17 protein-coding genes are annotated in these 21,212 nt (G+C 69.4%); 6 read left to right on the top strand and 11 right to left on the bottom strand.

The features are described 5' to 3' along the window. The 3 genes from pcaH to ACWD2L_RS19375 form a co-directional block, all read right to left on the bottom strand. Entirely contained in the window at positions 1 to 774 is a 774-nt protein-coding gene (pcaH, locus tag ACWD2L_RS19385) for a protocatechuate 3,4-dioxygenase subunit beta (RefSeq protein ID WP_351343974.1), read from the bottom strand. 122 nt (positions 775 to 896) lie between these two features. Continuing rightward, on the bottom strand, positions 897 to 1,541 hold the full coding sequence (locus ACWD2L_RS19380) for a CoA transferase subunit B (protein WP_351343971.1): 645 nt from the start codon (positions 1,539 to 1,541) through the stop codon (positions 897 to 899). Positions 1,542 to 1,543: 2 nt separating this feature from the next. Beyond that, on the bottom strand, positions 1,544 to 2,326 hold the full coding sequence (locus ACWD2L_RS19375) for a CoA transferase subunit A (protein WP_351343968.1): 783 nt from the start codon (positions 2,324 to 2,326) through the stop codon (positions 1,544 to 1,546). A gap of 213 nt (positions 2,327 to 2,539) precedes the next feature. On the opposite strand from ACWD2L_RS19375, the gene ACWD2L_RS19370 reads away from it, so the two are divergent. After that, entirely contained in the window at positions 2,540 to 3,004 is a 465-nt protein-coding gene (locus tag ACWD2L_RS19370) for a MarR family winged helix-turn-helix transcriptional regulator (protein ID WP_351343965.1), read from the top strand. A gap of 303 nt (positions 3,005 to 3,307) precedes the next feature. On the opposite strand, the gene ACWD2L_RS19365 is transcribed toward ACWD2L_RS19370, so the two are convergent. Next, positions 3,308 to 4,225, bottom strand: a complete 918-nt coding sequence (locus ACWD2L_RS19365; protein ID WP_351340578.1) for a DUF3048 domain-containing protein — start codon at positions 4,223 to 4,225, stop codon at positions 3,308 to 3,310. 50 nt (positions 4,226 to 4,275) lie between these two features. Further along, positions 4,276 to 5,340: an ATP-dependent DNA ligase gene (locus ACWD2L_RS19360; RefSeq protein WP_351340558.1), complete on the bottom strand. Its 1,065-nt coding sequence runs from the start codon at positions 5,338 to 5,340 to the stop codon at positions 4,276 to 4,278. 73 nt (positions 5,341 to 5,413) lie between these two features. On the opposite strand from ACWD2L_RS19360, the gene ligD reads away from it, so the two are divergent. Then, positions 5,414 to 6,463, top strand: a complete 1,050-nt coding sequence (gene ligD / locus ACWD2L_RS19355) for a non-homologous end-joining DNA ligase (RefSeq protein ID WP_351340556.1) — start codon at positions 5,414 to 5,416, stop codon at positions 6,461 to 6,463. Positions 6,464 to 6,476: 13 nt separating this feature from the next. On the opposite strand, the gene ACWD2L_RS19350 is transcribed toward ligD, so the two are convergent. Together ACWD2L_RS19350 and ACWD2L_RS19345 are read right to left on the bottom strand one after the other, a co-directional pair. Then, positions 6,477 to 8,696 (bottom strand): OmpL47-type beta-barrel domain-containing protein, encoded by a 2,220-nt coding sequence (locus tag ACWD2L_RS19350; RefSeq protein WP_351340575.1) that lies wholly within the window; start codon positions 8,694 to 8,696, stop codon positions 6,477 to 6,479. A 22-nt stretch (positions 8,697 to 8,718) separates the two neighbouring features. Next, the gene (locus ACWD2L_RS19345; protein ID WP_351340553.1) at positions 8,719 to 11,232 is read right to left on the bottom strand and encodes a ThuA domain-containing protein; all 2,514 of its coding nucleotides are present in this window, start codon (positions 11,230 to 11,232) and stop codon (positions 8,719 to 8,721) included. Positions 11,233 to 11,489: 257 nt separating this feature from the next. Between ACWD2L_RS19345 and ACWD2L_RS19340 the strand changes: the two genes are divergently transcribed. Then, positions 11,490 to 12,434, top strand: coding sequence for a multicopper oxidase domain-containing protein (locus tag ACWD2L_RS19340; protein WP_351340574.1), 945 nt, complete (start codon positions 11,490 to 11,492; stop codon positions 12,432 to 12,434). A gap of 169 nt (positions 12,435 to 12,603) precedes the next feature. Further along, positions 12,604 to 14,202 carry a GMC family oxidoreductase gene (locus tag ACWD2L_RS19335; RefSeq protein WP_451190352.1) on the top strand — a complete coding sequence of 533 codons (1,599 nt, stop codon included), beginning with the start codon at positions 12,604 to 12,606 and terminating at the stop codon, positions 14,200 to 14,202. A 26-nt stretch (positions 14,203 to 14,228) separates the two neighbouring features. Here the strand turns inward: ACWD2L_RS19335 and ACWD2L_RS19330 are convergent, their stop codons facing one another. Beyond that, positions 14,229 to 15,449 (bottom strand): glycoside hydrolase family 64 protein, encoded by a 1,221-nt coding sequence (locus ACWD2L_RS19330; RefSeq protein ID WP_351340547.1) that lies wholly within the window; start codon positions 15,447 to 15,449, stop codon positions 14,229 to 14,231. A gap of 246 nt (positions 15,450 to 15,695) precedes the next feature. Here ACWD2L_RS19330 and ACWD2L_RS19325 point away from each other — a divergent pair, with 246 nt between their 5' ends. Continuing rightward, a complete protein-coding gene (locus tag ACWD2L_RS19325) occupies positions 15,696 to 16,487 on the top strand; it encodes a VOC family protein (protein ID WP_351340546.1) in 792 nt (263 codons plus the stop codon). A gap of 136 nt (positions 16,488 to 16,623) precedes the next feature. Further along, a complete protein-coding gene (locus ACWD2L_RS19320) occupies positions 16,624 to 16,866 on the top strand; it encodes a WhiB family transcriptional regulator (protein WP_351340543.1) in 243 nt (80 codons plus the stop codon). A 25-nt stretch (positions 16,867 to 16,891) separates the two neighbouring features. Here ACWD2L_RS19320 and ACWD2L_RS19315 read toward each other — a convergent pair whose 3' ends face one another. The 3 genes from ACWD2L_RS19315 to ACWD2L_RS19305 all read right to left on the bottom strand — a co-directional run bounded on the left by ACWD2L_RS19315 (position 16,892) and on the right by ACWD2L_RS19305 (position 21,164). Continuing rightward, positions 16,892 to 17,869, bottom strand: coding sequence for an acyl-ACP desaturase (locus ACWD2L_RS19315; protein ID WP_351340540.1), 978 nt, complete (start codon positions 17,867 to 17,869; stop codon positions 16,892 to 16,894). Positions 17,870 to 17,962: 93 nt separating this feature from the next. Then, entirely contained in the window at positions 17,963 to 18,739 is a 777-nt protein-coding gene (ddaH, locus tag ACWD2L_RS19310) for a dimethylargininase (RefSeq protein WP_351340538.1), read from the bottom strand. 88 nt (positions 18,740 to 18,827) lie between these two features. After that, positions 18,828 to 21,164, bottom strand: a complete 2,337-nt coding sequence (locus tag ACWD2L_RS19305; RefSeq protein ID WP_351340535.1) for an excinuclease ABC subunit UvrA — start codon at positions 21,162 to 21,164, stop codon at positions 18,828 to 18,830. Between the last annotated feature and the right edge of the window lie 48 nt (positions 21,165 to 21,212).

Below are 21,212 nucleotides of genomic sequence, written 5' to 3'. Positions count from 1 at the left end.
TCAGCGTCCCTCTTCCATCCAGGTGGCGTGCGGGCCGTCGAGGACGATGTCCCACTGGTAGCCCATCGAGAACTCCGGAACCGACTTCTCGTGCACGTACGTGGCGATCAGCCGCTGCCGCGCCGCGTCGTCGGTCACCGACTGGAGGATCGGGTCGTACGGGAACAGCGGGTCGTTCGGGAAGTACATCTGCGTCACCAGGCGCTGGGTGAACGCCGAGCCGAAGACGGAGAAGTGGATGTGCGCGGGGCGCCAGGCGTTGGTGTGCTGGGCCCACGGGTACGGGCCCGGCTGGATGGTCGTGAACTTGTACCAGCCGTCGTCGTCCGTCAGCGCCCGGCCGACGCCCGTGAAGTTCGGGTCGAGCGGCGCGTCGTGCACCTCGATCTTGTGCGCGTAGCGGCCGGCCGAGTTCGCCTGCCACAGTTCGATCAACTGACCACGCAGTGGCCTCCCGTCGCGGTCGACCAGGCGGCCCTCCACGGTGATGCGCTCGCCGATCGGCTTGCCGGGGTGCTGGATCGTCAGATCGTTGTCGATCTTCGTGATGTCGCGCTCGCCGAAGGCGGGTGCGGTGAGCTCGATCAGCTCCGGGTCCTTGGAGACGTCGATGTTGATCGGCGGCTGCTTGGGGTGCCGGAGGGCGGAGGAGCGGTACGGGGCGTAGTCGCGCCGCGGGTGGTGTTCGATGGGTGCGCCCTCGGCGAGGCCCTTGTAATAGGCCTCGCGCTTGGCCGCGATCTCCGCGTCGATGTCGTGCTGGGTGAGAGCCATGGGGGCGGGACCTTCCTGACCTTCCTGAGGTCTCTAACGTTCCAGGACGAGGGCGGAGCCCTGGCCCACTCCGATGCAGAGCGTGGCGACGCCGACGATGTAGACGTCCTTGACGTTCCGGCTCACTTGGCTGCCTCCGGGACGCGTACCTTCGCGGCGGTCTTCTCGACGACTTCCCCGGCGCTCACGCCGGGCGCCAACTCGACGAGTTCCAGGCCGCTTTCGGTCACGTCGAGCACGGCGAGGTCCGTGATGATCCGGTCGACGCAGCCCTTGCCGGTGAGTGGCAGCGAGCACTCCTGGACGATCTTCGGGGAGCCGTCCTTCGCGGTGTGCGTCATGGTGACCAGGACGGTACGGGCGCCGTGTACGAGGTCCATGGCGCCGCCGATACCGGTGATCATCTTGCCGGGGACGGCCCAGTTGGCGAGGTCGCCGTTCGCGGAGACCTGCATGGCGCCGAGCACGGCGACGTCGATGTGGCCGCCGCGGATCATCCCGAAGGAGAGCGCGGAATCGAAGAACGAGGCGCCGGGCAGGACGGTGACCGTCTCCTTGCCCGCGTTGATCAGGTCCGGGTCGACGGCGTCGTCGCTCGGGTACGGGCCGGTGCCCAGGATCCCGTTCTCGGACTCCAGGATCACCTCGACGTCGCCGCCGAGGTAGTTGGGGATCAGGGTCGGCAGGCCGATGCCGAGGTTCACGTACTGGCCGTCGCGCAGTTCGCGGGCGGCGCGGGCGGCCATTTCTTCACGGGTCCATGCCATGGCTAGTTGCTCACCGTCCCTCGTGCCGGAGGCGCGGAAATCGTGCGCCGCTCGATTCCCTTGTCGGCGGCCTGCTCGGGGGTGAGTGCGATGACGCGCTGCACGAAGATGCCCGGCAGGTGGACCTGGTCCGGCTCGGTCTCGCCCGGCTCCACCAGCTCCTCCACCTCGGCGATCGTGATCTTTCCGGCCTGTGCGGCAAGGGGGTTGAAGTTCTGCGTGGACTTGTTGAAGACCAGGTTGCCGTGCCGGTCGCCCTTCGCGGCCCGCACGAGCGCGAAGTCGGTGCGGATGCCGCGCTCCAGGACGTACTCGACGCCGTCGAACTCGCGGACCTCCTTGGGCGGTGAGGCCTTGGCGACCCCGCCGTTGCCGTCGTAGCGCCAGGGCAGGCCGCCGTCGGCGACCTGGGTGCCGACGCCGGCCGGGGTGTAGAACGCGGGGATGCCGGCGCCGCCGGAGCGCAGCCGCTCGGCGAGCGTGCCCTGCGGGATCATCTCGACCTCGATCTCGCCGCCCAGGTACTGCCGGGCGAACTCCTTGTTCCCGCCGATGTACGAGCCCGTGACGCGGACGATCCGCCCGGCGCTCAGCAGGACGGCGAGGCCGGAGTCCAGGGCGCCGCAGTTGTTCGACACCACCGACAGGTTCCCGGTGCCCTGCTCGTGCAGCGCCTTGATCAACGTGTTCGGTACGCCGCTCAAGCCGAACCCGCCGACCGCGAGGGACGAACCGTCCCCGACGTCGGCGACGGCCTGGGCGGCCGTGGCGACAACCTTGTCCATCCCTGCCAGCCCTCATCTCCGCGAAGTGCTCATGAAGTGCTCAGCGCACTGAGCATTTTCTGGATGGCGCTCACGTTGCCACTGGGTGTGTGAACCGTCAAGAGTTCCCCGGGAAATGCGTGTATGGACTCGACAAGGGGATGCGGGGTGCCGGATCCTTGCTCAGTGCACGGCCGTTTTCAGCGGCGCAACGATTGCAGACGGAGGACCGCCATGGCCGCGGTGGATCTGACCACCCATCCCGGGCATCTCGCCCGGCGGCTCCAGCAGGCGCACTATCTGCTGTGGAACACGATGGTCTCCGAGGAGATCACGTCGCCGCAGTTCGCGGTCCTCAACGCGTTGGTGGCCGAGCCGGGCCTGGATCAGCGCACCGTGGGGGAGCGGGTGGGGCTCGACCGCTCCACCATCGCCGAGGTGGTCACGCGGCTGACCCGGCGGGAGCTGGTCGACAAGGTGCGTGACCCGCAGGACGGGCGGCGCTGGCTGCTGCGGCTCACGCCCGGGGGGCTGCGCACGCACAAGAAGCTGGCCGTGCGGACGGCCCGCATGAACCAGATCTTCCTGGCGCCGCTCGATGCGGAGGAGCGGGGGGTGTTCTTCGACGTGATCCAGCGGGTGTGCGACGCGACGGAGGGCCTCCGGCATGCGGGTGAGGCGGTTCCGGCGGAGGCGTGAACCCCCCGCCGACGTTGCGCCCACGGGGCTCCGCCCCGGACCCCGCTGCTCAATCGCCGCAGGGGCTTGAATTGGCTCACCCGTCGGCGGGGCTTGAATGCGCCTCAATCGCCGGCGGGGCTAAAGGCCTGCTCAATCGCCGCAGGGGTTTGAAAACCAGATCCCGCCGCCGGCCAATGCACACAGGCCCGCACAATCAAGCCCCTGCGGCGATTGAGCAGCGGGGTCCGGGGCAGAGCCCCGATCTTTCCAGCCCCGCCGGCGTTTGAGGCGCGGGGTCCGGGGCGGAGCCCCGTGGGCGGGTTAGCGGGGGGCCAGCACCAGCCATACCGGGCCCGGTGCGAACGGTAGGGCGGTGGTGGCGTCCGACGTCGTGAACGTCGTGCCGACGGCGGCGGACGGACGGCGCCAGCGCGCGTCGTACGCGCGACCGTCCCGCAGCACCACGGCCCGCCCATCCCCCACCGTGCGCGACCGCGGCGACGTATTGCCCGACCGATCGTGGAAGCGGGACGACGCCACGTCGACGTACTGCACGACGACCGTCGGCGCGCCGAGCCGTATGCCGGAGGCGGTCGTCGCCGCGCGTCCGTCCATGCTCACGAGCCAACGACCCTCCCCGGCCGACCAGTTGAAGGTGAAGCGCGCGGCAGGAAAGCGCACCGTGTGCTCCGCCTCGCCGCGCCCACCCTTCGGCGCCCGCTCGGCGAACTCGAACCCGGCCGCCTTCCCGGCGTGCACCCCGGCCGCGGGATTGCCCAGCTTCGCAGGCCGCAGGTACAGGTTGTGCGGCGCCGGCCTGTCCGCCCCCCGGTAGTACGCGCCACCCGCCTCGCCCGGCGCCGCCGCCCGCAGCGGCGCCGCGTCGATGGAGGGCCGCAGCGCGCTCTGCGCCCCGGAGTACGCGAGCGTCGGCCGGTCGAACTGGCGAAGCAGTTCGAGGTCGGTCTCGCGGGCGCTGCGCACCGGTCCGACCACAGCGGGCAGCCGCGAGCCGAACACCGCCATCAGCCGGCTCAGCCCGGCCTCGACCTGTTCCACGTACACGAGGTCCGCCTCGTCGAGCCCGGTCTGTGGTCGCGCCGCCCCCACGTTGTCGACCTTCACGGCGAGCAGCGGCGCCCGCGCCGACGCCGAACTCCCGCCCCCGGGCAGCCGATTCGCCGTGCACGCCGAGGCGAACACACCGAGAGCCCCCACCACGACCGCACGCCTGCGCATCTCGTCCACGCCCCTTGGATACCCACGGGCACGCCCGGTTCACCCCGTGCTCAGCGCAGCACATCCGCCAGGTCGAACTTCACCGGCTCCTCCAGCTGCGCGTACGTACAGGTCTCCGGTGTGCGGTCCGGCCGCCAGCGGCGGAAGCGGGCCGTGTGGCGGAAACGGGCGCCGTTCTCCATGTGCTCGTACGCCACCTCGGCCACCAGTTCGGGGTGCAGCGGGATCCAGGAGAGGTCCTTCTTGCCGGTCCAGCGGCTGGTCGCACCCGGCATCCGCCGGCCCTCGTGCGCCGCCTCGTCGGTCCACGCCGCCCACGGGTGACCCTCGGCGGGCAGCTCCATGCGCAACGGTTCCAGCTCGGCCACCAGCTCCGTACGGCGCTTCATCGTGAAGGCCGCGCACACCCCGACGTGCTGCAGAGTGCCCTCGTCGTCGTACAGGCCGAGGAGCAGGGAGCCGACGACCGGGCCGCTCTTGTGGAGGCGGTAGCCGGCGACCACGCAGTCCGCGGTCCGCTCGTGCTTGATCTTGAGCATGACGCGTTCGTCCTGTCGGTAGCGCAGGGTGAGCGGCTTGGCGACGACGCCGTCGAGGCCCGCGCCTTCGTACTGCTCGAACCAGACCTGGGCGAGCTCCGCGTCGGTGGTCGCCGGCGCCAGGTGCAGCGGGGCCGAGGCGTCCGCGAGGGCCTGTTCCAGGAGCGGTCTGCGGTCGGACAGCGGCAGCTCGACCGTGGACTCGGAGCCGAGCGCCAGGACGTCGAAGGCCACGAAAGAGGCGGGCGTGCGCTCGGACAGCGTCTTCACCCGCGAGGCCGCCGGGTGGATCCGCTCGGTGAGCGCGTCGAAGTCGAGCCGTCCGTTCCGCGCGATCACGATCTCCCCGTCGAGCACGCAGCGCTCCGGGAGCCGCTCGGCGAGCGCCGCGACCAGCTCGGGAAAGTACCTGGTCAGCGACTTGGTGGTACGACTCGTGAGCTCGATCTCGGGACCGTCCCTGAACACGATCGCCCGGAAGCCGTCCCACTTCGCCTCGTAGTGCATCCCGGCGGGGATCCTGGCGGCGGACTTGGCGAGCATCGGCTTGACCGGTGGCATCACGGGAAGATCCATGTCCCGATTCTGGCCTCTACATCGCTCTATCGCCCGGTATGCGTGTTTCTTCCTTTCGGCCTAGCGTGAGCGCATGGGCGGCAAGGGTGCGGCAGTGGAACTGGAAGCGGGCGGTCGGACGGTGCGGCTGTCCAGCCCCGACAAGGTGTTCTTCCCCGACGGCGGGAAGGTGACCTACACCAAGCTCGACCTCGCGAACTACTTCCTCGCGGTCGGCGACGGCATCCTGCGCGCCCTGCGCGACCGGCCCACCACCCTTGAGCGCTACCCCGAGGGTGTGACCGGCGAGTCCTTCTACCAGAAGCGCGCGCCGAAGAACCTGCCCGACTGGATCCCCACCGCCACGATCACCTTCCCCTCGGGTCGCACCGCCGACGAGATGTGCCCGACGGAGGTCGCCGCGGTGATCTGGGCCGCCCAGTACGGCACCCTCACCTTCCACCCCTGGCCGGTGCGGCGCGCCGACCCCGACCACCCCGACGAACTGCGTATCGACCTCGACCCGCAGCCCGGCACCGACTACGCGGACGCGGTGCACGCGGCACGCGAACTCCGCGCTGTCCTGCATGACTTCGGTGGCCTGAGCGGCTGGCCCAAGACCTCCGGCGGTCGTGGACTGCACGTCTTCGTCCCCATCGAACCGCGCTGGACGTTCACCGAGGTGCGCCGCGCCGCGATCGCCTGCGGCCGCGAACTGGAGCGCAGGATGCCGGAGTTCGTCACCACGGCGTGGTGGAAGGAGGAGCGCGGCGAGCGCATCTTCGTCGACTACAACCAGACCGCCCGCGACCGCACCATCGCCTCCGCGTACTCGGTGCGCGCCCGCCCGCACGCGCCCGTCTCGGCCCCGCTCACCTGGGACGAGGTGGGCGACGCGCTGCCCCGCGACTTCGACATCGTCACCATGCCGAAGCGGTACGCCGAACTCGGCGACGTACACGCCGACATGGACAAGGAGAGGTTCTCCCTCGACGCCCTCCTGGAGCTGGCCGGGCGCGACGAGAAGGACCGGGGCCTGGGCGACCTACCGTACCCGCCCGAGTACCCGAAGATGCCGGGCGAGCCCAAGCGGGTGCAGCCGAGCCGGGCCCGGCACGAGGCCGGACCTGGCTCGACCCACTGAAATACAGGCAGGCTCAGAGCTCCTTCACGCGCACGTCCCGGTACGAGATGACGTCCGTGGTGCTGTGCACCTGGAGCCCGACGTAGCCCTCGGAGTACCGACGGCCGTCCGTGCCCGGGTCGTCGCCCCGCGGGGGTTCGAAGACCTGGCCACCGGTGTTGTCGAACTCATTGATCAGCACACCGTTGCGGTAGACCGAGTAGTGCTGGTCCACCACCTTGATCTCGTAGTCGTTCCAGGTGCCCTTCTGGGTGACGCCCGCGCCCGCGAGGCCGACCCGGTCGAAGCCGTAGATCGAACCGGTCTTGTACATGTCGCCATCGGGCTTGTCGAGCATCTGGATCTCGTGCCCGTACTTGATGGCGACCCACTCCGGGTTCGGCTCCTCGGGGTTGTCGTGCACCCACGGGAAGCGGACGAAGGCGCCGCCGTTGGCGTTGCCCGTGCCCGGCGCGTCGTCACGCCACTGGAGTTTCAGCGAGAAGTCGCCGTACTTGCGCTGCGGGAACCACAGCATGCCCATGCCGTCGACGGATGTGCTGCTGGTGATCGAACCGTCGGCGTTCAGCGCGAACTTGCCGCCGCCGACCTGCTCCCACTTGGCGAACTGCTCCTGCGTGCCGTCCAGGATCTTCTTGTAGCCGTCGGTCTGGCCCGGCGTGCCGATCGGGGACTGCCGCGCCGCCTTGTTGATCTTGTTGTACTCGCGCTGGTCGACGACGCCTTCCTTGAGGAGCTTGTCGGTGACCGTCTTCACGTGCTTCACGAACAGCGCGTGCGACGTCCACTCCTTCTCGTCCTCGATCAACTCGCCGACGCGGCACCGGTTGTTGGTGACCCGGTTCGGGATGCCGGTGTCCGTCGTGCCGATGAAGACGGTGGAACGCTCGTCCAGCTCCGGGCAGTTGGGCGCCGGAACGCCGCCGCCCGAGGCCACCGCGAACACGAACGTCTGCGCCGCGGCGGCGTTGCCCGCCTTGTCGCTCGCCCGGTACGCCACGGAGTGCGCGCCGACCCGGTCCACCACCACGGGGGCGGTGTACGCGAGATAGGGCCCGCCGTCGAGCGAGTACTCGACCTTGTCGACGCCCGACATGTCGTCGGTCGCCGTCACCGTCAGCTTCGCGTTGTTGATGTACGCGCCGTCGGAGTTCTTGTCCCCGCCGACCGCCAGCGACACCGTCGGAGGCGTCGTGTCCTTCACGGGCGGTGCCACGACTGTGAAGTCGACGGATTTCTCGGCGGCTGCGTTGCCCGCCTTGTCCGCGGCCCGGTAGCGCACCGTGTACGTGTCCGGGTCGTGGAACATGACCGGGGCGGTGTACGGCTGCCAGGCGCCGTCGGCGCCGACCGCGTACTCGATGGTGTTGACCCCGGATCCGGTGTCCGACGCGGAGACCGTCACCGTGGCCATGCCGACGTAACCACCGGCGTCGTCCTTGTCGCCGGTCACCGTCGCCGAGGTCTCCGGCGGCGTCTTGTCGTCCGTCGGCGGCGCGACCACCGTGAAGTCGAGCGACTTCTCGGCGGCGGCGTTGCCCGCCTTGTCGGTCGCCTTGTACTTCACGGTGTGCGCGCCGACCTGGTCGACGACGACCGGCGCCGTGTACGGCGTGTAGGCGCCGCCGTCGAGCGCGTACTCGACCTTGTCGACGCCCGAACCCGCGTCGGTCGCGGTGACCGAGACGGACGCGGACCCGACGAACGCGCCGTCGGCGTTGGTCTGCCCCTCGGCCTTCGCCGAGGTCTCCGGAGCGGTCGTGTCGTCACCGCCACCCCCGTCCGTCACCGTCAGGACCCCCGTCATGCTGGTGTGCCCGGGGATCGTGCAGTGATAGCGGTACGTGCCGGGGGAGAGGGTGACCTCGGCCGTGTGCTTGCCGCCCATGTCGTCGTTCGGGTTGGCCAGGATGTTCAGCGGCACGTCGTTGTTGTACTCGGGGTCCGACACGTCGAATGTCAACGTGTGCGGCATCCCCGTGGTGTTGCCGGTCGCCGTGCTGTTCTCGAAGACGATCGTCGCCTTGCCGGCGACCGCCGTCTCAGGCGCCGACGTGTACTTCGTGATGTCGTCGCCGGCCGTCCAGGTCAGCACCTGGTCGGCCGCCTCGGGCGCGGGGGCCGCGGTCGCGGCGGGCAGTGTGCCGAGGCCGAGACACATCAGCATCGCGGCGAGCAGCACGGTCAGGAATCTGTGTCTGCGCAAGGAGCGCAAGGAGCGTACGGGGCGCATCAGTCGCGTGGATCGCATGTGATCAGCCCTTCCTGGCCAGCGAGGCGGCCGCCGGGGTCGCCTCGCCGCCGGTGTAAGTGACCTTCCACAGCGCAGACTTGGCGTCGGAGGTGAAGAAGCCGCGCCCATAGTCGAGGACGTACAGCGCACCGTCGGGACCGAACTTCCAGTCCATGAGGTTCTTGATGCCGTCGTTGCCGATCGGAATGATCTTCTTCAACGACTCCGAGTGGACCGGAATCGATCCGTCGCCGTGCGTCTTCGGGTCGGTGAGGACCGCGTTGCGCGGCTGGTCGGAGTCGTAGAAGTCACCGACGAACCACTTGCCGTCCCAGTAGCTCGGCCACTTGTCCGCGTTCGGGATCGACGCGTCGTAGCGGTAGACGGGCCCGTCCATCGCGGCCTGGCCGCCGCCCTTGAGCCACGGAAGCAGGTACGTGGCCTCCTCGTTCTTGTACGAGGGCACGCCGTTGGCGTCGCGCGGGAAGTCCGGCGCCCCGCCCTGCGGCGAGTACCAGATGTTGTTCCCGGTCACCGGCGGCAGGTTGACGAGGCCGTTGTTGTTCGGGGACTCGTTCTTCGGGTGGTCGCAGTCGTACCAGCCCAGCGGCTTCGTCGGGTCCGGCAGGTTGCGGTCGCGGTAGGGCTGCTTGTTGCCCATGCAGTACGGCCAGCCGCGGTTGCTCGGCTTGGTGATGACGGCGAACTGGTCGTACTTGGCCGGGCCCCATGTCGTGGACGGCTCGCCCGAGTCGGGTCCGACCCACCCCGCGTACAGGGTGTCTGTCTTCTTGTCGATCGAGATGCGCGCCGGGTTGCGCACGCCCATCACATAGATCTCGCCGCGTGTCTTCCCGCCGCCCTCGGCCGTCTCCTTGCCGGTGAAGAGGTTTCCCTCCGGCAGGGTGTACGTCCCGTCGGTCTCCGGGTGGATGCGCAGGATCTTGCCGTTCAGGTTGTTCGTGTTGCCTGCGGTGCGGCGCGCGTCGGCGAACGAGACGCCCTTGTAGTTCGGCTCAGGGTTGTTGCCCGAGTAACCGTCGCTGAACTGCGAGGAGTTGTTGTCACCGGTCGCGATGTACAGGTTCCCCTTGGAGTCCCAGGCCATCCCGCCACCGGCGTGGCAGCAACTGTGCACCTGTACCGGCCACTTGAGCAGCACCTTCTCGCTGCTCAGATCCAGCTTGTTCGTGGCCAGGTCGAGCGTGAAGCGGGAGACCTGGCGTTCGGCCATCTGCTTGTCGCGGTCGAGGCCCGAGTGCGGCGTGTAGTGCAGGTACACGTACCCGTTCTGCTCGAACTTCGGGTCCAGCTCGATGCCGAGCAGCCCCTCCTCGACCTTGACCAGCTCGTCCCCGCCGCCCTTGTTGCCGAAGATGCTCAACTCTCCTGCGAGAGTCGCCTTCTTGGTCTTCGGGTCGTAGACGTGGATCTGGCCCTTGCCCTTGCCGACGTCGGGGTTGTTCCAGTCGGTGATGACCGGCTGGGACGAGTCCGCGCCGCCGCGCCCGATGTAGAGCACGCGCCCGTCGGGAGCGGTGACGAGCCCGTGCGGCTCGCCGATCTGGTCGTTCTGGCCGGGCTGATTGGCCTGGGTCAGCCGCTCCGCCTTGTAGTTGGCGTCGATGGCGGCCTTGCAGTCGGCGCGCACGATGCGCGTCGTCCACAGCAGCGCCCCGCGCAGATGGTCGCGGAAGTCCGTCTCGTCGTACGAGGCGACGGTGCCGCCCATGCCGGTGTAGAAGGACCGCCCTCCGTCGTAGTCGCGGCACCAACTCACCGGGTGGTCGGCGCCGTTGGCGCCCTCGCCCGGCTTGTACGTGGTCTCGTTGACCCGCGCGACCGTGTGCACGTCTCCGGACGGGTTCGCCGCCCAGTTCAGCCACTTGTCGGCGCGCTTCCACTGCACCGGCAGGTCCTTCGTCGCCGGGTTCTGGCGGTCGCCGACCTCAACTGTCGCGCGCTGCGCGGCAGTTGGCGACGACGCTGCGGGCCGGGCCCCGATCAGACCGGTGAACCAGTCCGAGTACGGCTCGGCGCGGGCCGCGTCATGGACGCCGACGAAACCGCCGCCCGCCTCCATGTACGCCTCGACCCCGGCCTCCTGATCGGGGTCGAGGACGTCGCCCCCGCCGGTCAGGAAGACGACCGAATTGAACCTGCCCAGCTTGGTGGCGTTCGTGAACACGGAGGCGTCGTCCGTCGCCGTGATCGTGAACCGCTGGGCCTCGGGCCCCGACCGGCCGATCTTCTCGATCGCCTCGATGCCCGCGTTGACCGTGGGCGACTCGTCGCCGTCGGCCGCGGACCCGTAGAACACCAGGACCCGCACATTCGCGCCGCCAGGCGGCGACTTGATGGACATCGTTGTCGCGGACGGCTCCGGTGCCGGCCGCGCGCTCGCGGCGGGACCGCTCAGCAGCCCGGCGGCCACGGCTCCCGCGACGACACCGGTCGCAAGGACGCGGGTGCGTCTGCTCCGGCTCGCTCTGAACTCTCGTACGGGCAACGGCTTTTGATGCGTCGAGTGACGCATGTGTTCACCTACCCCTCGTCGGACACAGCAACAGCGCGGTGGAAGCTAGACCTCTTTTCGCGGTCCGCCAAGAGCTATGACCGGTATGACGCAAACTTTGTCCTGAGTGTGGATAAACGAAGATCATGTGGTTACCGTGCCCTGCGCGACGTGAAAATCCTTACGAGGGTGGGGAGTTGGCCGTGACCGAGCACGACAGACCTTGCGAAGCGTCGACGCGGGCGAGTGAAAAGGACAGGCGTGCTGTGAGCCGGCGCATGCTGATCGGCGGCGCCGTGGCCGCGACGGCTGGGGTGACATCGTTGTCCATCGGAGCGTCGGCGGGACCGGCTGCCGGGGCGGACACCCCGCCGCGCACCGCGCCCGCGGGCGGCGAGGTCAGACGCTTCACGATGTATGCGGAGGAGCTCGCGGACGGCTCGCTCGGCTACGGCTTGGAGAGGGGCAAGGCGTCCGTCCCCGGCCCACTGATCGAACTCAACGAGGGCGACACGGCGCACATCGAGTTCCACAACCTCACGGACGTCGACGCGAGTCTGCACGTGCACGGCATGGACTACGAGATCTCCAGCGACGGCACGCGAATGAACCGCAGCCACGTCGAACCCGGCGGCACCCGCACCTACACCTGGCGCACGCACGCCCCGGGCCGCAGGAAGGACGGCACCTGGCGGGCCGGGACCGCGGGCTACTGGCACTACCACGACCATGTCGTGGGCACGGATCACGGCACGGGCGGGATCAGGAAGGGCCTGTACGGTCCGGTGATCGTGCGCCGCAAAGGCGACATCCTGCCCGACCCCGGCAAGACGTTCACGATCGTCTTCAACGACATGACGATCAACAACAAGGCGGCCCACGAAGCGCCCAACTTCGAGGCGACGGTGGGTGATCGCGTCGAGATCGTGATGATCACTCACGGCGAGTACTACCACACGTTCCACATGCACGGTCATCGCTGGGCGGACAACCGCACAGGCATGCTCACGGGCCCCGACGACCCGACTCAGGTACTCGACAACAAGATCTGCGGCCCCGCCGACTCCTTCGGGTTCCAGATCGTCGCGGGCGAGGGCGTCGGGGCCGGGGCGTGGATGTACCACTGCCATGTCCAGAGTCACTCGGACATGGGGATGGCGGGCCTGTTCCTGGTGAAGAAGGCGGACGGGACGATCCCGCCGTACGACGTGCCGCACCACTGAGCCGGCCGCGACGGAGCGGGGCGGAGGCGCGGCGCGTGCGTGGCCGCGGAACGTGACCGCCCCGTGACGCGATCCTCGCTCATCCCGCACAACCGGCTCTGGACAGCGCTTACCGGGGAGTAGAGCATCGGTGCCACCTGCACAGGCACTGACCGTCGAGGGAGCCGCGTTGAGCAAGGACCGTACGTACGACTACGTCATCGTCGGGGCCGGATCCGCCGGCTGCGTGCTGGCCGCGCGGCTCTCCGAGGACCCTTCCGTCAAGGTCGCCCTCGTCGAGTCCGGGCCGCCCGACCGCAAGACCGAGATCAGGATCCCGGCCGCGTTCCCGAAGCTGTTCAAGACGTCGTACGACTGGGACTACTTGACGTCGAAGCAAATCGCCCTGGACGACCGGGAGTTGTACTGGCCGCGCGGCCACACGCTCGGCGGCTCCTCCGCCATCAACGCCATGATGTGGGTGCGCGGCCACCGTGCCGACTACGACGCCTGGGGCGAGGCCGCCGGATCCCCGTGGTCGTACGACGAGTTCGTGCGCTACTTCCAGCGCGCCGAGCGGTGGCAGGGTGCCTCGCGGGAGGACTCCGTATACGGCACGGCGGGACCGCTGCACATCTCGCCGCCGCGCCACCCGAACCCGACCACGGCCGCGTTCCTCGACGCCTGCCGCGCCCAAGGCCTGCGCGAACTCGACGAGTTGAACCAGGCCGACCACTCCGGCTTCGCCCTCACGCCCCTCAACCAGTACCGAGGTCGCCGCTGGAGCGCCGCCGACGGCTACCTCAAGCCCGCCGCGCGCCGCCCCAACCTCGACGTCTACACGGGCGCCCGCGTCACCCGCATCGACTTCGACGGCACCCGCGCCGCCGGCGTCGTCGCCTCCGGGATACCCGCGGGCACCCTGCGTGCCAGCCGCGAGGTCATCCTCTCCGCGGGCGCCGTCAACTCGCCGCAGCTGCTGCAACAGGCGGGCATCGGCGACCCGGAGACCCTCGCGGAGGCGGGCATCGACACGTTCGTCGCCTCGCCCGACGTCGGCCGGCACTTGCAGGACCACCTGATGTACGCGCTGAACGTCCGCGCCGCGAAGCCCATCTCGCTCACCGGCGCCGACTCGCCCGCCAACATCGCCCGGTTCCTGCTCGGCGGGCGCGGACCGCTCACCTCGAACGTCGGCGAGGCAGTCGCCTTCCTGTCCACCAAGCCCGAACTCGCCGCCCCTGACATCGAGTTGATCTACGCGCCGGTGCCGTTCGTGAACCATGGCCTGGAGGAGCCGACCGAGCACGGCCTGACCCTCGGCGTGATCCTGCTCCAGCCCAAGAGCGAGGGCCGGATCACCCCGGGCGGACCCGACGGGAAGCCGCGCATCGACCCGGACTACCTGGCTCACGACGAGGATGTGCGCACGCTCGTCGCCGGCGTCCGCCGCGCCGAGGAACTGCTCGCCCAGAGCGTCCTCGCCGCGCACCACACCGAACCGATGGGCGGCTACCCAGGCGTCGTCGACGACGAGACGCTCACCCGCTCGGTGCGCGCGACCGCCGAGACCCTGTACCACCCGGTCGGCACCTGCCGGATGGGCTCCGACGAGGGCTCGGTCACCGACCCCCGCCTGCGCGTGCGCGGCACCGAGGGCCTGCGCGTCGTCGACGCCTCCGTCATGCCGCGCATCACCCGCGGCCACACGCACGCGCCGACGGTCGCCCTCGCGGAACGGGCGGCCGACCTGATCCGCGAGGACGCCACCAAGTGGCGGGTCTCGTAAGGGGAGTTACGAACCCGCGCTCACCATTACGAACCCACGCTCACCGTGAACCGGCGCGGATTGCCGTCGTGTGCCGCGCCGGACACGTCCGGCTGCCCTTCGGCCTGTACGTCGTCGTACGGGAAGGCGTAGCCGATGGGCGAGTTGGCGTGGACGATGCGCGACCAGTGGTTGGTCGTGGCGTCCTGGTAGTAGTCCGCGGACGTCAGGCCGTTGGGCTGCTCGGCGTGCGTGAGCATGACGCTGCGGTTGAACCCGGCGGCGAGGCGGGACAAGATGCCCTTCTTGTCGTCGGAGTCGTCCGGGTTGTTGGCGAAGGGCCCGTGGTTGCAGGTGAAGATGTCCTTCGAGGCGGGCTTGGAGAACGTGTGTCCGCCGTTGAAGGTGAGGGTGTCGCCGCTGACGCGGCCGGTGAAGACGCCGCGCCCGCCTTGCAGGTCGATCTTCAGGTCGGTCGAGGCGTACTTCTCCCACACCTTGTCGACGTAGGAGCCCCACAGGTCGCGGAACGGCATCTCGTCCGGCTTGTCGAAGTACGGCGCCATGAGGTTCTGCGGGGAGATCACGCGCAGCACCTTGCCGTCCTCGCCCTTGATGGCGAGCTTGTCCCAGGGCTGCCCGTCCTTGGCGGCCTGCGCCGCGAGATCCGAGGCGATCTTGTCGACGGCGCCGTCGGGGAACGGAGCGACGGTGTGCGTGGCGTCGCCCTCCAACTTGATCCCGATGGGCAGGGCCGTGATCAGGTCGACGTAGCTGATGTTGGAGTACAGCTGCTCGGAGTTGAAGGTGAATTCGGCAAACGCCCAGGTCTTGCCGTAGTTCGCGTCCTCCTTCGTGGCGAACGCCGGCTCGACGAGCGAGGGGCCGGGGTTCAGGAAGAACTCGAGCTTGTCGTCGCGGACGAAGTAGACGCGGGCGCCGTACATCTGAGGCAGCGTCACGACCTTGGGGGCCGATCCCGCGGCGCCGAGCGGGATGGCGCAGTCGACGGGCAGCGGGGTCTGCGGGGCGCCCGGCTCCTCGGGGTGGTAGACGCTGCCGTCGGCGCGCAGCAGCACCCAGTTGCCGCTCCCGTCCTCGTGGCCGGTGACGTACGCGTGCACCGTGCCGCTCAACGACTTGTTCTCCAGGGCCAGTTCACAGGTGGCCGGTGCGGCGCCCGCGGTCCATGAGGGAAGGGTGAGTGCTGCGGCCGTCGTGGCGATACCCGCTCCGGCACTGGCGAGAAATATTCTGCGCGAGATCACGATGCGCGCTCCCTGAATGTGGGGGGTGTGTGGGGGAGCACTACTGTGGCGAGAGGGGACGGAGGCGTCAAGACTTCGCACAGGGAGCGCTCCCACGTTTTGTTTGGGTTCAACTGTTGAAGGCGGAGTGTTCGGTTCCTTTGGTCTGAACCAGCCCAGGTCAGCGTGGTGCGAGGGCGGTTGTCAGTGCCCGGTGCAAGACTCGGCAGTCCGGAAAAGAATCCCTCGACGAGGAGGGCAAGACCCATGATCACTACCGAGTTCGTGGACGGCGCGCCGAACTGGATGGACCTCAGTACCCCCGACATGGAGGGCGCGATCTCCTTCTACGGCGGCCTCTTCGGCTGGACCTTCCAGTCGGCGGGCCCCGAGGCCGGCGGGTACGGAATGTTCCAGCTCGAAGGCAGGACGGTGAGCGGTGCCATGACCGTCACCGCGGAGCAGGGCGAGCCCGGCTGGTCCGTGTACTTCCAGAGCGCGGACGCGGATGCCACGGCGAAGGCGGTCGAGCAGGCCGGCGGCACCGCGGCGCTGCAGCCGATGGACGTCTTCGACCTGGGCCGCATGGCCGTCTTCGCCGACCCCGCGGGCGCCTACTTCGGCATCTGGCAGCCGGGGAAGAACAAGGGGCTCGAGTACATCAAGGACGACGGCGGGCTGAACTGGGTGGAGTTGTACGTCCCGGATGTGGCCGCCGCGAAGAGGTTCTACGGTTCGGTCTTCAACTGGGGCGCGTTCGACGTCGAGTTCCCCGGCGGCAGCTACACGACGATCAACCCGCCGGGCACGGACGAGAACGCGATGTTCGGCGGCGTGGTCCCGCTGGCCGCCGACCCGGTGGAGGGCGCGGCGGGCGCGCACTGGCAGCCGTACTTCCACGTCCCGGACGTGGACGCGACGGCGGACCGCGCGCGGGAGCTGGGTGGCGCGGTGCGGTCCGAGCCGGTCAGTATCCCCGGCGTCGGGCGGATCGCGAAGCTGACGGATCCCCACGGTGCGGCGTTCGCCGTGATCAAGGGGGATCCGGAGCAGCGGTAGTCGGTGCGTGGCTGCGGCTCGGCGTGGGGGTGCGGGGCTCTGTCCCGGGCCCCGCGCCTCAAGCGCCGGCGGGGCTTGATTGCGCGTTGATTGAGCGTTGATCGAACGTTTTTCGGGTGGCGGCAGAGTGGCCGGCATGTACGCGAACACGACCCTTACGCCTGCCGGCCCCACCTGGCAGGACCAGGCGCTGTGCGCCCAGACCGGTGCCGAATTCTTCTTCCCCGAGCCGGGAAGCTCCGTCCGGGAGGCCAAGACGATCTGCGGCCTGTGCACGATCCGGCAGAGCTGTCTCGAGTACGCCCTCACCCACGACGAGCGGTTCGGGGTGTGGGGCGGCCTCTCGGAGAAGGAGCGTCAGCGCCTCAGGCGGAGCTGACGCTCCGGGGCGTGGTCGGGCGTGGTCAGGCGCCGGCCGCCCGCGCCGCCATCCGCGCCTTGCGGGCCGCCAGCTTCTCGTCGAACTTGGCGGCCTCGGTGTCCAGACCGTTCATGAACAGGCCGAGTTCCTCCTGGGCCTTGAGGCCCTCGGGGCCGAGGCCGTCGATTTCCATGACCTTCAGGAAGCGCAGCACGGGCTGGATCACGTCGTCGTGGTGGATGCGCATGTTGTAGACCTCGCCGATCGCCATCTGCGCGGCGGCCCGCTCGAAGCCGGGGATGCCGTGCCCCGGCATCCGGAAGTTCACGACGACGTCGCGCACGGCCTGCATCGTCAGGTCGGGGGCGATCTCGAAGGCGGCCTTCAGCAGGTTGCGGTAGAAGACCATGTGCAGGTTCTCGTCCGTAGCGATACGGGCGAGCATGCGGTCGCAGACCGGGTCACCGGACTGGTGGCCCGTGTTGCGGTGCGAGACGCGGGTGGCCAGCTCCTGGAAGGAGACGTAGGCGACCGAGTGCAGCATCGAGTGCCGGTTGTCCGACTCGAAGCCCTCGCTCATGTGCGACATGCGGAAGGATTCCAGCTTGTCGGGGTCGACGGCGCGCGAGGCGAGCAGGTAGTCGCGCATCACGATGCCGTGCCGCCCCTCCTCCGCCGTCCAGCGGTGCACCCACGTGCCCCACGCGCCGTCGCGGCCGAACAGCGAGGCGATCTCGTGGTGGTAGCTGGGCAGGTTGTCCTCGGTGAGCAGGTTCACGATGAGAGCGGTGCGGCCGACCTCGGTAACCTTGGACTGCTCCTTGGACCAGGCCTCGCCGTCCTCGAAGAACTCGGGGAAGTTACGGGCGTCGGACCACGGCACGTAGTCGTGCGGCATCCAGTCCTTGGCGACCTTGAGGTGTCGGTTGAGCTCCTGCTCAACGACTTCTTCCAGCGCGTGGAGCAAGCGGGCGTCGGTCCACGTCGTCGACGAGCCGAGGTGGGGAGAGGTGACGGTCACGGAGGCTCCTGGGGGACGGAGATAAGACGAGCGGAGATACCTACGGTGTCGTAGGTTACGTTGCCGTAGGTTAAGCGCCCAATAAAGATCCTGTTACGTGTGCAGGCCTCGCAGGCGAACTGAGAGGCAGGTCACACACCCCTCCAGCTTTTCGAACTCGGAAATGTCGACCAGAACCGGCTCGTAACCGAGGTCGGCGAGCAGCTCCGCCGACTTCGGCGCGCTCTCCGCCATGAGCAGCCGGTCCTCGCCGAGCAGCACCACGTGCGCCCCCGACTCCTCGGGCACCGGCAGGAAGCGCGGGAACAGCGAGGCGTGCTCCACCAGCGGCGGATGGCCGATGACGGTCCCGTCCGGCAGCGCGGTCACCGCGGTCTTCAGGTGCAGCACCTTGGACAGGGGAACGGCCACCACACGCGCGCCGAGCGGTTCGAAGACGGCGCGCAATTGCGCCACCCCCGCCGCGTTGGTGCGCCCGCCGCGCCCTACGTAGATCGTGTCACCGACCTTCAGTACGTCGCCTCCGTCGAGGGTCCCCGGCTCCCACACCCAATTGACGGAGCAGCCGAGCCGCGCCACGGCCTCCTCGACGCCCGGCGTCTCCGGGCGCCGCGATTCGGCGCCCGACCGGGTGATCAGTGCCACGTTCCTGAAGACCACCACCGTGTCCTCCACGAACACGGCGTCCGGGCACAGGTCGACCGGCTCCACCAGGAACGTCTCCCAGCCGCACGCCTCCAGCGCGCCCACGTACCCCTTCCACTGCTCCTGCGCCTTCGCGGCGTCGACGGGGGTCCGCTCGATGTGGGTGACGAGCCCGTCCGCGATGCGCGGTCCCGGGCGGCGGACGAGGGCCTTCTTGCTGGGCACGACGTACTCCATGACGAAGAGCGAGAGTGACGGTGCGCACATCATGCACAGGGCGACACGTGTCGCGGAAGTGCCGCGGAATCCCCTGTCACGCGGCCGTCACGTCCCCCTCACCGGGCCTGTCCGCGCCCGCGACGGCCCGCCGCAGATGCTCGGCCGTGAACGAGCCCTCCGCGCCGAGCAGTTGGGCCGGCGTTCCCTCGAAAAGCACTTCGCCGCCGTGTCGGCCGCCCTCCGGGCCCAGATCGACGATCCAGTCCGCCCGCCGGATCACATCGAGGTTGTGCTCGACGACGACCACCGTGTTGCCCGCGTCGACGAGCCGGTCGAGCAGTGCCACGAGCCCGTCGACGTCCGCCATGTGCAGGCCGGTGGTCGGCTCGTCCAGGACGTACGTCGCGGCGTGCCGGTGCAGCTGCGTGGCCAGCTTGATGCGCTGGCGCTCGCCGCCCGACAGGGTGCTCAGCGGCTGTCCGAGCGTGAGATAGGTGAGGCCGACGTCGCGCAGGGCGCGCAGCCTGCGGCGTACGCCCTTGTCGTCGAGGTCCGCGAAGTGGTCGAGGGCCTGCGCGGCCGTCATGTCGAGCACGTCCGCGACACTGCGGCCGCGCACGGTCAGGCCCAGCACCTCGTCCTTGAAGCGCCGCCCGCCGCAGGCCTCGCACACCGTGGTCACCGGGTCCATGAACGCCAGATCGCTGAAGATCACGCCGCGTCCCTCGCAGCGCTCGCAGGCGCCGACCGAGTTGAAGCTGAACATCCCCGGCTCCGTGCCGGTCTCGCGCGCGAACACCTTCCGTACGGTGTCCATGATCCCGAGATACGTCGCCGGGGTGGAGCGCCCCGAGATCCCGATGGACGACTGGTCGACGACCACGGCCTCCGGGTGCGCGGCGCGGAACTCCCCGGACACGAGCGAGCTCTTTCCGGACCCGGCGACGCCGGTGACGGCCGTGAGCACCCCGGTCGGCACCTCCACGGTGACGTTCTTGAGGTTGTGGATCCGGGCACCCTCGACCCGTACGTGCCCGGTCGCCGCGCGCGGGTGCTCCTTCACCCCGCCCGTGCGGCGCAGGCAGCGGCCGGTGAGCGTGTCCGCGCGCCGCAGCGCGCCCGGTGTGCCCTCGAACACCACGCGCCCGCCGTCGGCGCCGCCCGCCGGGCCCATGTCGACGACGTGATCGGCGACGGCGATGACATCGGGGTCGTGTTCCACGACGAGGACCGTGTTCCCCTTGTCGCGCAGGCGCAGCAGCAGATCATTGAGCCGCCCCACATCGCGCGGGTGCAGGCCCACGCTCGGCTCGTCGAAGATGTACGTCATCCCGGTCAGGCTGGAGCCCAGGTGCCGCACGGTCTTCAGGCGCTGCCCCTCGCCACCGGACAGCGTCGACGTCTCGCGGTCCAGGCTGAGATAGCCGAGGCCGATCGCCTCGATGCGCTCCAGGGCGGTGACGGCGGCCTCGGCGATCGGCCCGGCCACGGCGCCCTTGATGCGGCGCAGCGCCGGGATCAGCTCGCCGACCTCCATGCGCGTGCACTCGGTGATGCTCAGGCCCTCGACGCGGGTGGCGAGCGCGGCGGCGTTCAGGCGCGCCCCGTCGCAGACCGGGCAGGTGCCCTCGGTCAGGTACCGGCCGACGAGATCGCGGGTGCGCCGGCTCAGCGTCGACAGGTCGCGGTTGAGGTACAGCCGCTCGAAACGGTCGGCGAGCCCTTCGTAGGAGATGTCCCGGCTGCCGCCCGTATTGTCCACGTTGACCTTGGTGCCGGTCCCGCGCATCAGGAACTGCCGCTCGGCGGCGGTGAATTCGCCCACGGGCTTGGCGGTGTCGAGGTCAGTGGTGTTGGTGTACGTCTGCCCCTGCCAGGTCCCGGCGGCGAACGGCGGGAACAGCACCGCTCCGCCCGCGAGGGACTTCGACGGGTCGAGGATGCGCTCGTAGTCGGGGCGCACGGCGCGCCCGAGCCCGTCGCACGCCGGGCACATCCCGCTCGGGTCGTTGAACGAGTACGCGGTCGCGCCGCCTGCGCTCGGTGTCCCGTGCCGCGAGAACAGCACGCGGATCACCGAGTACACGTCGGTCATGGTGCCGACCGTGGACCGGGAGTGCCCGCCGATCGGTCGCTGGTCGACGACGATCGCGGGCGTCAGCTCCTCCAGCGCGTCCGCGTGCGGCTTCTCGTACTTGGGCAGCCGGTTGCGGACGAACCTGGGATACGTCTCGCCCAGCTGCCGCTGCGACTCCACGGCGATGGTGTCGAAGACGACGGAGGACTTGCCCGACCCCGACACCCCGGTGAAGACGGTGAGCCGCTCCTTGGGGATGCGCAGGGTGACGGCCCGGAGGTTGTTCTCGCGGGCGCCGACGATGCGGATGTGGCGGTGGCCGGGTCCGGTTCCGGTGGCTTTGGTGCGCTGCATGTCAGCGACGCTAGGCGGGATACCCGACACCTTTTGTCGGGTATCCCG

The organism is Streptomyces sp. NPDC002754 (genome assembly GCF_053592315.1).
This window is presented reverse-complemented; position numbering and strand designations above follow the sequence as displayed.

Excerpts from the sequence above, each read along its gene's own strand:
- ACWD2L_RS19305 (WP_351340535.1), bottom strand. The coding sequence starts at position 21,164 with ATGCAGCGCACCAAAGCCACCGGAACCGGACCCGGCCACCGCCACATC.
- ACWD2L_RS19375 (WP_351343968.1), bottom strand. The coding sequence starts at position 2,326 with ATGGACAAGGTTGTCGCCACGGCCGCCCAGGCCGTCGCCGACGTCGGG.
- ACWD2L_RS19360 (WP_351340558.1), bottom strand. The coding sequence starts at position 5,340 with ATGGATCTTCCCGTGATGCCACCGGTCAAGCCGATGCTCGCCAAGTCC.
- ACWD2L_RS19340 (WP_351340574.1), top strand. The coding sequence starts at position 11,490 with ATGCTGATCGGCGGCGCCGTGGCCGCGACGGCTGGGGTGACATCGTTG.
- ACWD2L_RS19365 (WP_351340578.1), bottom strand. The coding sequence starts at position 4,225 with ATGCGCAGGCGTGCGGTCGTGGTGGGGGCTCTCGGTGTGTTCGCCTCG.
- ACWD2L_RS19370 (WP_351343965.1), top strand. The coding sequence starts at position 2,540 with ATGGCCGCGGTGGATCTGACCACCCATCCCGGGCATCTCGCCCGGCGG.
- ACWD2L_RS19320 (WP_351340543.1), top strand. The coding sequence starts at position 16,624 with ATGTACGCGAACACGACCCTTACGCCTGCCGGCCCCACCTGGCAGGAC.
- ACWD2L_RS19350 (WP_351340575.1), bottom strand. The coding sequence starts at position 8,696 with ATGCGCCCCGTACGCTCCTTGCGCTCCTTGCGCAGACACAGATTCCTG.
- ACWD2L_RS19325 (WP_351340546.1), top strand. The coding sequence starts at position 15,696 with ATGATCACTACCGAGTTCGTGGACGGCGCGCCGAACTGGATGGACCTC.
- ligD (WP_351340556.1), top strand. The coding sequence starts at position 5,414 with ATGGGCGGCAAGGGTGCGGCAGTGGAACTGGAAGCGGGCGGTCGGACG.
- ACWD2L_RS19380 (WP_351343971.1), bottom strand. The coding sequence starts at position 1,541 with ATGGCATGGACCCGTGAAGAAATGGCCGCCCGCGCCGCCCGCGAACTG.
- pcaH (WP_351343974.1), bottom strand. The coding sequence starts at position 774 with ATGGCTCTCACCCAGCACGACATCGACGCGGAGATCGCGGCCAAGCGC.
- ACWD2L_RS19345 (WP_351340553.1), bottom strand. The coding sequence starts at position 11,232 with ATGCGTCACTCGACGCATCAAAAGCCGTTGCCCGTACGAGAGTTCAGA.